General features: G+C 49.9%; 13 protein-coding genes and 1 pseudogene. 11 read left to right on the plus strand and 3 right to left on the minus strand.

Annotation, left to right across the window (positions count from 1 at the left end; all coding sequences use genetic code 11):
* Window positions 1-75: 75 nt before the first annotated feature.
* From HII27_RS19225 to HII27_RS19255, 7 genes are all read left to right on the plus strand, one after another.
* On the plus strand, window positions 76-324 hold the full coding sequence (locus HII27_RS19225) for a hypothetical protein (RefSeq protein ID WP_016241546.1): 249 nt from the start codon (window positions 76-78) through the stop codon (window positions 322-324).
* A gap of 572 nt (window positions 325-896) precedes the next feature.
* Window positions 897-1,763 (plus strand): RepB family plasmid replication initiator protein, encoded by an 867-nt coding sequence (locus tag HII27_RS19230; RefSeq protein WP_008786567.1) that lies wholly within the window; start codon window positions 897-899, stop codon window positions 1,761-1,763.
* A 410-nt stretch (window positions 1,764-2,173) separates the two neighbouring features.
* The gene (locus HII27_RS19235) at window positions 2,174-2,659 is read left to right on the plus strand and encodes a hypothetical protein (RefSeq protein WP_007372340.1); all 486 of its coding nucleotides are present in this window, start codon (window positions 2,174-2,176) and stop codon (window positions 2,657-2,659) included.
* Between the two features lie 87 nt (window positions 2,660-2,746).
* Complete coding sequence (locus HII27_RS19240) at window positions 2,747-3,064, plus strand: hypothetical protein (protein ID WP_009651680.1); 318 nt, start codon at window positions 2,747-2,749, stop codon at window positions 3,062-3,064.
* Window positions 3,065-3,085: 21 nt separating this feature from the next.
* On the plus strand, window positions 3,086-3,484 hold the full coding sequence (locus HII27_RS19245) for a hypothetical protein (protein ID WP_016241545.1): 399 nt from the start codon (window positions 3,086-3,088) through the stop codon (window positions 3,482-3,484).
* Between the two features lie 171 nt (window positions 3,485-3,655).
* Window positions 3,656-4,030, plus strand: coding sequence for a hypothetical protein (locus tag HII27_RS27210; RefSeq protein ID WP_223226822.1), 375 nt, complete (start codon window positions 3,656-3,658; stop codon window positions 4,028-4,030).
* A 180-nt stretch (window positions 4,031-4,210) separates the two neighbouring features.
* Window positions 4,211-5,134: a hypothetical protein gene (locus tag HII27_RS19255; protein WP_007372342.1), complete on the plus strand. Its 924-nt coding sequence runs from the start codon at window positions 4,211-4,213 to the stop codon at window positions 5,132-5,134.
* Between the two features lie 35 nt (window positions 5,135-5,169).
* On the opposite strand, the gene HII27_RS19260 is transcribed toward HII27_RS19255, so the two are convergent.
* Window positions 5,170-5,493: a hypothetical protein gene (locus HII27_RS19260; protein ID WP_007372343.1), complete on the minus strand. Its 324-nt coding sequence runs from the start codon at window positions 5,491-5,493 to the stop codon at window positions 5,170-5,172.
* Between the two features lie 282 nt (window positions 5,494-5,775).
* Between HII27_RS19260 and HII27_RS19265 the strand changes: the two genes are divergently transcribed.
* The 3 genes from HII27_RS19265 (at window position 5,776) to HII27_RS19275 (ending at window position 7,924) form a co-directional block, all read left to right on the plus strand.
* Window positions 5,776-5,994, plus strand: coding sequence for a hypothetical protein (locus HII27_RS19265; protein WP_007372345.1), 219 nt, complete (start codon window positions 5,776-5,778; stop codon window positions 5,992-5,994).
* A 260-nt stretch (window positions 5,995-6,254) separates the two neighbouring features.
* Window positions 6,255-6,491 carry a hypothetical protein gene (locus tag HII27_RS19270; RefSeq protein ID WP_071602877.1) on the plus strand — a complete coding sequence of 79 codons (237 nt, stop codon included), beginning with the start codon at window positions 6,255-6,257 and terminating at the stop codon, window positions 6,489-6,491.
* Between the two features lie 560 nt (window positions 6,492-7,051).
* Window positions 7,052-7,924, plus strand: a complete 873-nt coding sequence (locus HII27_RS19275) for a hypothetical protein (RefSeq protein WP_223883248.1) — start codon at window positions 7,052-7,054, stop codon at window positions 7,922-7,924.
* 15 nt (window positions 7,925-7,939) lie between these two features.
* On the opposite strand, the gene HII27_RS19280 is transcribed toward HII27_RS19275, so the two are convergent.
* Window positions 7,940-8,545, minus strand: coding sequence for a recombinase family protein (locus tag HII27_RS19280; RefSeq protein WP_000509966.1), 606 nt, complete (start codon window positions 8,543-8,545; stop codon window positions 7,940-7,942).
* Window positions 8,546-8,639: 94 nt separating this feature from the next.
* Here HII27_RS19280 and HII27_RS19285 point away from each other — a divergent pair.
* A pseudogene (locus HII27_RS19285) lies at window positions 8,640-10,355 on the plus strand (Tn3-like element Tn5403 family transposase); the annotation flags it as partial.
* Between the two features lie 53 nt (window positions 10,356-10,408).
* Here the strand turns inward: HII27_RS19285 and HII27_RS19290 are convergent.
* A partial coding sequence (locus HII27_RS19290) for a DDE-type integrase/transposase/recombinase (protein WP_031591623.1) occupies window positions 10,409-10,668 on the minus strand: 260 nt, incomplete at its 5' end.

A 10,668-nucleotide genomic window follows, 5' to 3' on the forward strand; every position in this document is an offset into this window, starting at 1 on the left:
TATCTTTTTTGCCTTCGTCAGCTACTGACTCGGTGCTTTACTGATTGTGTAAACAAAACGATAAGAGGCACTCACATGTACGCAACTGCAAAAGAAATTATCGCAAAGCTGCAAAAAATGAACCCTGACGAAAAGGTGCTAGTCCGTGTCTGGTACAAGTCTGATGTTCAGGAGTTAGCAATAGACCGAAACATGCCGCAGGTTTCAGCTAGCGAAGCTGAGTCGACCTTAGCGTTGATAGACCGAACTCACGATGGTGATATCGGTATCAACTGGGATGTTGTTCAGAGTGGTATTGAGACAGTTCGTAGTGGCCAAATTTAAGCAACCGAGTAACAAGGACGTGACTCAACTAATCCACATATCCACCGGGTAGATCAACAGATCGATCCAGATTAAGACCAAATAGAACCAAAAAGATCCCCGCTCCCGCAAACCCGCAGCTGGTAAGCTCTGAAGACCTGCCCCGGTGGGGTTGAGAGGGAAAAAAGTGAGCTCTGAAGGGCTGTCGGTGGGGTTAGCCTGGTAGCTGGTGGTGTTCAAAGGGAATAACGGTGGGATTGGAAGGGGAAAGGAACTTAATTATCAACATCTGCTGTGCTAATGAAAACATCAAATAAAAACATAATCATACGTAACAAATCTCAAAAATAGGTGATCGGTATTCATTTTTTGTCCACACTGGCAGCAGATCAAAAATTTGATGTCAACGACATTTATCCGATTCATCTCTGAAATAACGTATTGATTTAGTACAAATAAAAACCAATACCCGATAAATGGGGACTAAATGACCCCTATTTCTCATGATCAATAAAAATCACCGTGATACATTCGCCCGGACTGGGCATTCCAAGATACCCGGAAAATAACAATAAAACTGGGGGATCCACACGATGAACTCGAATGAAGTTCTTCTTTTCAAGGACGCTATTCCCGACTTCAATCAGCCGTCGACTGGAAAGCTGACGGTGACAAAAAATTCATCAGTACAACCTGTATCACTGCTCCGCCTGGGCGTTTTTACTCCCAGTTGCCGAACAGAGGCAACGGTCACGCTAAACGTGACGGAAGCGCTATCCAGTCTGGAAATTGCAAAACAGGAAGGGTACACGGACATAAAGATCACCGGCCCGATGCTGAATTATTTCCAGGACTTCCGGTGCTGGACAGCAATCGTCCATTCCTTCAGCGTATCGCCTGATGCGCTGAAAGGTAACCGGATTAAAATGCCCTTTAGTGAATTTGCCAAACTCTGCGGCTACCCATCAAAACGCTACAGCACGAAACTGCGCAATGAGATAGCCGATTCGTTGACGAAGATTCGCTCAAAAAGCATTCGGTTTGAGAAGAACCCGGGGATCACCAAGTTCAAAGTAGCCGGGTTGCTGAAAGAGGCGGAATTTGATGGTGAAAGTGATTACATCATCCTGGAAGCCGACGAACGACTCTGGGATTTGTACCGTTCAGATCATCTTACTCTGTTGCGGAAGAAACCCCTGGAGCTACTTACCAGGAATGAAACGGCTCAGGCGCTCTATACATTTTTTGAAGCGCTACCTCAACATCCAGCCCCGATCACCTTTGACAGACTTCGACAGCGTTTACTGCTCAATGGGCGCATTGCCGAACAGAACCGGAAAATGCGAACTGCTCTCGATGTGCTTGCCAGCATCGGTTACCTGAAATTTTACTACCTGGTGGACACCAGCGTACCCACCATTCAGATCACGGATCGGAATCCCAAACTAACAGGTTCCTGATGTTTGAAACGTCTTTTTGCCCGGTTCCGGGAATGTGCTGTCTCATTCCCACCGGTCAAAAACACTAAGTTGACGTTTCCCTCTCAAACCCACCCGTGATTTTGTAGTCGCTAAAGGATAAATAGTCCCATTTACATCTGAAAAGCTGATGGGGCGCGTCAGGCCTCTATTGAATACAACTTGTATTACCATGAAAAATAAAGAAAATAACACTCCTCTTTATAATTACTGCTGTTCGCCTAATCCCAAAAAGATACTTTTTTAATCTGCACAGTTTTTATCGCCGGTGGGAACGAGAGGGAAGGGGAAAATATACCCGGTGGGATTGAGAGGGAAGGCCTGTAGAAAACAACCCGACAATCTTTTGTCGGCTGGAATGACCAGGGTAAATTAAGTTCTGGAGGATAGTTATGACTTCGACATTTGGTAAGCAGCTGAAGCTTTATGCAGACCGGCAAACGGGCGCAAAACGTACTGCTCTTGATTTTCAATATGTGGTTTCGCCTGGTAAGGATGCGTTTCCCACGGTGAACATCACTATGGCTCCGATTGCTGATGGCGCAAAAGAAGCCCAATGGGAGCTTAAGCGCGTCATCCAGCTGAATCGCTATGAATTAACTCAATGTTGCGCGGTATTGTTCGGGCTGGAAAAGGAGATGAGGGCAAACTTTCACGGAACCGATAAAAACAAAGGTTTTACGCTCATCAACAATGGTGCATCCGGCTGCGGGATAAACTTTTCTCATGGTGGGGATATGCTGACGCATATGTTGAACCATGCCCAAAGAATGGAAGTAGGGGCATTTATTCTGAAACGGCAGGCGGATGCGTGGGATATGAGTGTCAGTGACGTTCTTGCACTTTTGCGTCAGTCCGTGGCCATCAAACGGGCATAAGATCACGAAGCAGGTTCAAGAACAGGCTTACCGTACAACAATTTTCAAATCCAAACTGACCCTACTTAACTTCAACTGGAAGGCGCTATGACAGAACATCAGCAGAATAGAAATGTTTGTGAAGTCGGGTTAGCCTGTGAAGCCATGACGATTGATCCCAAAACCATTCAGTCAGCAGTAATGCGTAAAGAAGCCACGCAAGTTGTTATTCCTCACTTTAAGGGGGTTTGTCCTGCTTTTGTCGAATGGGCTGAACAATGCTTACCTGGCGATAAACTTCCTCGTGGGAAATTTTTTAGGTCACGAGAATGGATGCGTCAGTTCACCACTTGCCAGATAAACTACAAGACAGATCATCCAGATGAAGGAAAGTATGGATGGCTTTTTGAAGGAACCAAATATTGAAAAGTTAAGGAGATATGATTAATGCTAATTTATGCCGCAGATCTGATTTTACCCTTAAAAATTCTGCTGGTGGTATTTGTCGTGACTATCATAGGCGCTACCATCGGGTTGAAATTTGTACGCTCCGAAAACAAGATCGTTTGCATGTGGCTCGTGCCAATAGGCTGTCTTGGGGGAATTTTTGCATTGATGATGTTTCCATCAATTACCACAAATGATTTGTTGCTCGGCAAGAGATGGTCGGAAGATTGTCGCGTGGTCGAAAAATACGAACGCCACGCTTTTGAAGCACCGACGAACCGGCTGATTTGTTCGGGGGTTGATGAGCATGTTAATTCAGAAAGTTATGCGGTATTAACGAAAGCTTACCGGGAGCGGGGGGGAGAACTTATTTCGGGATCCCATAGTGTTGAAAACTAGCCTTCAAATCTAATGCTACGGAGTTTTCATGAATAATAATCACAATGTTTTTCCTTGCAATGAATTGGGTATGGGTGATTCCAAATCGGAATTGGAAAGACTCCTTGAATTATGTGAATCCACTCCGCAAACAGGCGAGCCTAACCCCCAGATAGCTAATATGCAAGCATTTTGGAATCGATAACTGGTGGCTCATCTCATATCACTGGCTTCAATTTTTGCTCTCATATTCTTAATGGCCGTAAATTTTCCACACTCAACGATGCAGAGATAAAACAGCTAACATCTCTTCGCAATGAGGGGCGAAAAGACGGTTTTGTGGTCAGAATTCAACCTGTTGATGTAACCCCTGAACTTCAGCTTGAAAGGTATCTTGCGTCAAGTTGGGAAAGCGAAATCGAGATTTATAAACGCGTACCGTCGATTGTCGTGATCTGTAAAATCTCAGGTCTGTCTGCATTGGCAGGCTCGGGGAACAAAATGTTTTTAAATATGGATTACTTAAGTTGCGGAACTGAAACTGATGATCAGGATTGCCAGGATTAAGTCACTGATTGGCGGTTGCAACGAGCTTTGGGTTTGTTAGACTGGCCTGACATACCTTCCCCCATCGCGGGGTGCGTTGTCGGAGTATCAAAATATTGTTTTCCCCTATGCGGGGTTTAATTAGTGAGTAGCGACTGCCCGGGTTAGCGCCTGACCCGTGTCAGACTTCTGAAGGATATTTTGATATTAACCGTCCAGCTGGACGGTTTTTTTTCGTCTGTTTTTAATTTGGATAGTGGTATGGGTAGAAAAAAACAATCAAACCGCAGTGTATCAGCGCCAGCTGTTGATGCTGAAAAAGAAATTATCGACCCGAGATGGAACATCTTTTTCTTTGCGGCAATTGACCGACCGTGGGTGCTTAACCCGCATCTTTTTTACGCTGAACAAGCGCAGGAACGTTTGCTGTCGCAGTTCAGTGATGTGGAGATCAGGAGTGAAGCGACAAAGAAAGGCGAGTCATTTATAGAGTCAGCTGGAGACTGGTTCAATCCTGATTACCACGACGAAAGTGACGTATACGAGAATATTGAACAGATTGAAGCTTGCCACTGGGTTGCGTTGCGGGAAATGAAGGTCACGGTCACGCTTTCCCTGACCGCTGGGATGTACCACCAGTTTGACAAGGCATTACGAGATCTGCTTATCCGGGAGGCCAGAAGCTGGCGGTGGCTCGACATGGTTGTGATATCAGATTTGATCTGGAACCTCAGTTTTCCGAGGCTTATGGATTTGATGGAATGGCTGGGTATTGAAGTACGAAACATGCCATGTTTCCCGTTAATCAGTGCATGTCATCAGGTTGTCAACGTTTATAAACATGGAGATGGTGATGCCCACCAGAAACTGGTTAATGCTCACCCGGAGTACTACTCAGTATGGCAATGCGAAGGTTATCCGCAAGAGAGACCAGCTCGCCACGAAGAACTTGAAGTTTCCGAGGAACAGTTTAGAGAATTTGCCGAGGCGATAACGGTGTTCTGGAAGAGTCTGCCGGAAGGACTATCTTATTCGGGGATGGGAAAAGAGCCTAAGTGGTTTGGCAAGGCTTATGAAAAAGTGAAGTGCGACAAAGAAAAACGCGAGCGTAAAGCGGAAGAATAGTGGGGCACTCTAGCCCCACCGAAACAAAAGGAGAGTCAGACAGCCGGTGACGGTTGCCAGCCTGATTGAGTCTGGATCCATTTGCCTACGGAAATCATGTCGTAACCACCGTTCCCGTAGGACGACTTCACTTCTTCTATTTCGACTGGAACCGCCAGCTCGATGGGGCGGAACCAGCCATCATCACCGACTGTATACCGGCCTTCATGTTCCTTGCTCATTTCGCAGACCCGGCTGGGTGGAAGCCAGAAACCTTCATTTGCTCTTTCGGATGCGATACGAATAGCTTCATCCACGGAAGCGACTTCCCGGATGTGTTCGTTATGCGCGTTTGACATTTTGATCAGAAATGACTTCATAGAACCATTTTCCTCAGCTTAGGCCGGTAACGTTAATCGTCGGGGCGGTCGGTAATATTCCGGCGATAGTGTCCTCATATTGTACTCTGGCATGATGCATAACAGAAATTTGAGAGCGCGGGATTGAGAGGCGAAGTAGTTTGATGATAATCGCTGCGGGTGTACTATCAGCCTGATTCCTGGACTGAAGCCGAACGTCCAGCCGTGGTAAAACTGGTGAACGATGTTAACCTGGCATCGAGATATCGAGACCGTAACCATCTGACTGAATAAGGAGCTTTTATGCCGAATGGGAGAGTGATTTTTAACAAAAGAGGCCGATGGGACTGGCTTGATAGCGGTTGTGATATAGATGAGGATGAATTAAAGCAGGAAGAGTGGTTTGTTGGCGATATGTATTATCCGCCAGACTTTGAATACGATACGTCAATGCATGATCACCAGATTACAGAGTGGTTGTCTAAACCTGAAGAGCTGGTGCGGTATGAGCGAGGGCGTTAACTCAATTTGCTTATCTGAACTGGCTACATGATCTTTCAGCGTGGCCATTTCGGTTCTTCACATTTCCCTGACTCCCTCCTGACAGAACCGACTATTTCATCCATGAACCGCAAGAGCGGTAACTAAATGCCATATCGTGTGGCAGAGTGGTTTGCTCCAGTACCCGTCAAAATAGTCCAACATACAAAAACAGGGTAGCCTGCCCCGGGCTTCACCCGGGCCAGGCTACCCGGAGTCGAACCGTTAACCCGGAGTCGTGGGTGAGTAACGTCGAGTGCCCGCCTGAATTCCGTGCGGCCACCAGCATTGGCTTCACCTTTTTCCGACCGACACTTTCGTGCTGGTTTGCGGCCGCATCTTCGCCGGGCCGGAACACCCTGCATTTTGTGCCGGTGGCCATCACCGGTATTAGGATAAAGGGAAGAATATCGGTGATGGATTCCGGGATAATCGCCGGGAAAACCCGGGCAGAATTCACGTACATCACCCTCTATTAGTCCAACATACAAATAAACTTCCCCTTTCTGCCCCTGCGCTTCGCTTGGGGCAGAAAGGGGAGCCGTACCTGAAACCTCCGTGTCGTTTTCAGGATCGGGCCCGTGCCCGGGGTAACCATTCTGCCCGGGCCCACCATTTTAAAAAGAAACCGCCGTGCCCGGTCTGGCCATTTCCCCCGCCTGCGGCAACCGGGCCGTGCCGGTCTTTCCGTCCGGTTCCTGCAAACCCCACATAGGGACTCCGGTCGCTGGATGAGCCATGCGAGAAAATATGAGAAAAAAAGAGAAAAAAAGAGAAAAAAAAGAGGGGCCGGGGGCGCGAGGGTTTCAGTGGGTATAAAGGTCAAGGGCGCTTTGCAGGGTGGACGCGGGGGTGTTGACCCTGATCGCATTTGTATGTTGGACTAATTTTGCATATATGAAGACAAGAAAAGACGCGCTGCCGACAGAGCAGGTATACTCTCGCCATCAAATGTGCGGCCAGCGGCGGGGGATAGGTAACGACCGCAGGCCTCCGCGACCGGTATCAATGATGATGATGCCCTGCCAGGTAAAGAGTAGTGACGACGAAAGTGAAGGTGAAGAAAACCCGGGCCGAACGTAAGCAGCATAGCCGGGACATGCAGGCCAAACATGAAGCGGAAAAAAAGGCCGCTAACCTGCGTAATATTCTAAAGAGAGACATTCTGGCCACGCTGGGTATCCCTAAAAATCACGGTGGGCGGGCAGCTCTTTCTACATTCATCACCGAGCACTTACTGAAGGGTGAGAGTCAGGTTCAGATTGTTGCCATGCTAACCGGCAGCGAATTGATGAAGCGGGCACAGCTTGCCGAAATCGAGCGCCTGAAGAAGATCACGGAACTGGCCAATCAAACCCGCAGAAACGAGATCACCAACCGGGCGTTTGAGCGCCTGGGTATCACAACCCGGCATCCAATGGGCGATTTAGTGCTGAGCATGGTGCGCGAACTGGCAAACCAGAATTTAAATACCGGTGAGATAGTAGAACGCCTGAATGATAACGAAACCGTACTGGAATCGCGCCGCCTGCACAAAGAGAAGCGAGCGGATCTTGAACGTCAGATTGATGAAGGTATTGCCGAGCGCAAAAAGACCCGTGTTGATATGCGGGAAGTGCTCGCCTACATGGCCCAGAAGAACGGTACAACGTATACGCCTCCCGCAGACACCTGGCGATCTCCTGAACATCCGAATGGCGATTCACCGACCCGGCATAATGGAAAAATCAGAGAGAGCCGTCTGACCGGCGCTGAAAGCACCCAGAAAGAAAACCCACGTCAGTACGGTTTGCCCAACCTGAAAACCAGTAGCGCTTCCATCAACAAGGCCGGAATGAGTGAGGCCATTAAGCTGGTGGGCGGACGTGTGACGGAATTTCGCACCTATCTTTATGGGGTCGGTTCCGGCTGAGGGCGAAATGACACCCTAAGCGTTAGCTCTGTGTCGTTGCACGATGTCAGCGACGGTATTCTTGCTGATACCGAGCTCGCGTGCGATCCAGCGATAGCTGCGTCCCTCGGCCCTCATCGCAACCACCTTAGGCAAAAGTCGGTCTGATTTTGGTCGCACTCCGGCCTGACGACCAAGCCTCTTACCACGTGCCTTCGCAACAGCAAGGCCTGACTTGACCCGCTCGCTGATGAGATCCCGCTCAAACTCCGCAATGCCGGAAAGAAACGTCGCCAGCATTCGTCCATACGGCGACGAAAGATCGAACGCCATTCCATTCATGGCTATCACGGAAACCTTCCAGTTCTCCAGTTCACGTAGCGTATTGAGCAGATCGAGCGTCGAGCGCCCCCACCGGGAAAGCTCAGTGACCAGGATTGCATCAATTTGTCTGGACTGGGCAAGCGCCAGGACTTTCTTTCGCTCGGCCCGGTCGAGTTTAGTTCCTGAACCTGTTTCCTTAAATATTCCCACCACGTCGTAGCCGGCACGGCCGGCGAAGGCTCGCAGATCAAATTCCTGGCGTTCACAAGACTGATCCGCTGTTGAAACCCGGCAGTAAATGGCGGCACGATGTCCCAATTGAACCCTCCTGGATTTTTGTATCGGAACGCCCTGATTTATATGGGCTGGCTGTTGTCCAAAACAGACTATACTTCAAAAGGGACGAATTTGTATGTCACGACGCCATATTTTCACCGAACGGCAGCGAGCAGCGCTGTTCGATCTGCCCACGGACGAACTGTCGCTACTGAAGTTCTACACGCTGGGCGATGATGACCTGGAAAACATTAGGCAGCGCCGCAGACCGGAAAACAGGATTGGCTTTGCCCTGCAACTTTGTGCCTTACGATATCCGGGCCGTGCACTGGCTCCTGGTGAGATGATCCCGCGTGAAGTCCTTTCCTTCGTCGGTGCTCAGCTTGGAGTTCCGGCTGATGCGCTTCTCACTTATGCCACACGGCGCCAAACCCGTCAGCAGCACATGGACACGCTGCGCGAAATTTACGGCTACAAGACCTTCACGGGCCGTGGTGCCCGTGATCTGCGGGAGTGGACTTTCGGCCAGGCCGAAGATGCCAGATCAAACGAGGATCTTGCTCATCGTTTTATTGTGCGGTGTCGGGAAACTTCCACCATTCTGCCCGCAGTATCGACAATCGAGCGCTTGTGCGCGGATGCTCTGGTCGCCGCTGAGCGGCGGATTGAAACGCGGATTGCGGAAAATTTAACAGCGGATGTTCGCGATCACCTGGACAAACTTCTGAGTGAAATGCTCGCCGGCAATATCAGTCGTTTCATCTGGCTTCGCAACTTCGAGGTTGGTAACAACTCGGCTGCTGCTAACCGTTTGCTCGACAGGCTCGAATTTCTGCGTACCCTGAATATCAATCATAGTGCTTTGGCCAGCATACCTGCCCATCGCATTGCCCGGCTGCGTCGGCAGGGTGAACGCTACTTCACCGACGGTTTGCGTGACATCACTTCGGACCGCCGCTGGGCGATCCTTGCCGTCTGTGTTGTGGAGTGGGAAGCGGCGATTGCTGATGCCATAGTCGAAACCCATGACAGGATCGTAGGAAAAACCTGGCGGGAAGCGAAGCGCCAGCATGACGAAACAATTTCCGGCTCTAAAGCCACACTCACGGATACGATCCGTACCTTCACCGCGCTGGGAGCTTCGTTGCTTGAGGCCCGCAGTGACGGAACCCCGCTGGAGATGGCTGTCGCCAGTTCGGTTGCATGGGACCGGCTCGCTCAACTGGTAGCGACAGGGACTCAACTCAGCAACACGCTAGCCGATGAGCCTCTTGCATATGTCGGGCAGGGATACCATCGCTTTCGTCGTTATGCGCCCCGCATGTTGCGCTGTCTGAAGCTCGAAGCCGCGCCGGTCGCCGGACCATTGGTAGCAGCAGCTTTGTCGATCGGAGAGATGAAAGGTGTTGCATCGCCAGAAAGGCGTTTCCTGCGGCCCAGCTCCAAATGGAACCGTCATTTACGAGCTCAGGAAAAAGGAGATACCCGTCTTTGGGAAGTGGCGGTACTCTTTCACCTCCGGGATGCTTTTCGTTCCGGAGATGTCTGGCTCGCTCATTCGCGCCGCTATGGTGACCTCAAGCAGGTACTGGTGCCGATGATCGCGGCGCAGGAAAATGCAAAACTGGCCGTGCCTTCCAACCCACAGGATTGGCTGGCAGACAGAAAGGCGCGACTCACGATCGCTCTTAAGCGGCTGGCCCGGGCTGCCCGTAACGGCACTATTCCGCACGGTAGCATAGAAGATGGAACGTTGCGGATCGACAGGTTGACAGCAGACGTGCCGGATGGTGCCGAGGCACTCATACTGGATCTGTATCGCCGAATGCCGTCCGTTCGGATTACCGACATGCGGCACTGTTGCAAAGTTAGCGATGAGGCAGCCTTTTGTCTTATTCAAAGGCCTTACATTTCAAAAACTCTGCTTACCAGGCGCATTTCGCCCAGGGGATCACCATAATAAAATGCTGAGGCCTGGCCTTTGCGTAGTGCACGCATCACCTCAATACCTTTGATGGTGGCGTAAGCCGTCTTCATGGATTTAAATCCCAGCGTGGCGCCGATTATCCGTTTCAGTTTGCCATGATCGCATTCAATCACGTTGTTCCGGTACTTAATCTGTCGGTGTTCAACGTCAGACGGGCACCGGCCTTCGCGTTTGAGCA

The sequence above is a fragment of the Kluyvera sichuanensis genome, assembly GCF_014218705.1.
GTDB classification, from domain to species: Bacteria; Pseudomonadota; Gammaproteobacteria; order Enterobacterales; family Enterobacteriaceae; genus Kluyvera; species Kluyvera sichuanensis.

Coding starts and splice junctions, on each gene's coding strand:
- HII27_RS19240 (WP_009651680.1), top strand. CDS start 2,747: ATGACAGAACATCAGCAGAATAGAAATGTTTGTGAAGTCGGGTTAGCC.
- HII27_RS19245 (WP_016241545.1), top strand. CDS start 3,086: ATGCTAATTTATGCCGCAGATCTGATTTTACCCTTAAAAATTCTGCTG.
- HII27_RS19265 (WP_007372345.1), top strand. CDS start 5,776: ATGCCGAATGGGAGAGTGATTTTTAACAAAAGAGGCCGATGGGACTGG.
- HII27_RS19225 (WP_016241546.1), top strand. CDS start 76: ATGTACGCAACTGCAAAAGAAATTATCGCAAAGCTGCAAAAAATGAAC.
- HII27_RS19235 (WP_007372340.1), top strand. CDS start 2,174: ATGACTTCGACATTTGGTAAGCAGCTGAAGCTTTATGCAGACCGGCAA.
- HII27_RS19230 (WP_008786567.1), top strand. CDS start 897: ATGAACTCGAATGAAGTTCTTCTTTTCAAGGACGCTATTCCCGACTTC.
- HII27_RS19260 (WP_007372343.1), bottom strand. CDS start 5,493: ATGAAGTCATTTCTGATCAAAATGTCAAACGCGCATAACGAACACATC.